At 65.5% G+C, this 611-nt stretch carries 1 protein-coding gene; it reads right to left on the bottom strand.

The genetic code is table 11. From position 1 onward, the window contains the following. The coding region (locus E2C06_RS36875) for an IS630 family transposase (protein WP_133293433.1) at nt 1-611 on the bottom strand (611 nt) is incomplete at both ends.

The raw sequence follows: 611 nt of genomic DNA, 5'->3' as shown, positions 1-611 counted from the left end.
GGTGCAGGCAGCCGCGCGAGCTTGGCGAGGATGTGGTCGGCGGGTTTGGTCCAGACGAATGGACTCGACGTGGCGTTATGCTCGCGGATGTAGCGGGCGATGGCCTGCTCGAGGTCGGCAACGGACTGGAATACCCCTCGTCGCAGGCGCCTTCGGCTCAGCGCTGAGAAGAAGCCTTCGACGGCATTGATCCAGGAGGCTGAGGTCGGGGTGAAGTGGAACACCCACCGAGGGTGCCGCTCCAGCCAGGCGCGCACCTTGGGATGCTTGTGGGTGGCGTAGTTGTCGGCGATGGCGTGGATCAGCTTACCCGCGGGCACGGCGCGCTCCACGGCGTTGAGGAAGCGAACGAACTCCTGGTGCCGGTGCTGCGGCATGCAGCGGCCCAGCACGGTGCCGTCCCGGACATTGAGCGCGGCGAACAGGGTGGTGACGCCGTTGCGTTTGTAGTCGTGGGTCATGGTGCCGCATTTGCCGGGCTTGAGGGGTAGGCCAGGTTGGGTACGGTCGAGCGCCTGGATTTGCGACTTCTCGTCGATGGACAGCACCACGGTGTGCATCGGCGGATCCATGGTGAGGCCGACGATGTCCTCAACCTTCTCGGCGAAGGC

Source organism: Dankookia rubra, assembly GCF_004355005.1.
Lineage (GTDB): Bacteria > Pseudomonadota > Alphaproteobacteria > Acetobacterales > Acetobacteraceae > Paracraurococcus > Paracraurococcus ruber_A.
This window is presented reverse-complemented; position numbering and strand designations above follow the sequence as displayed.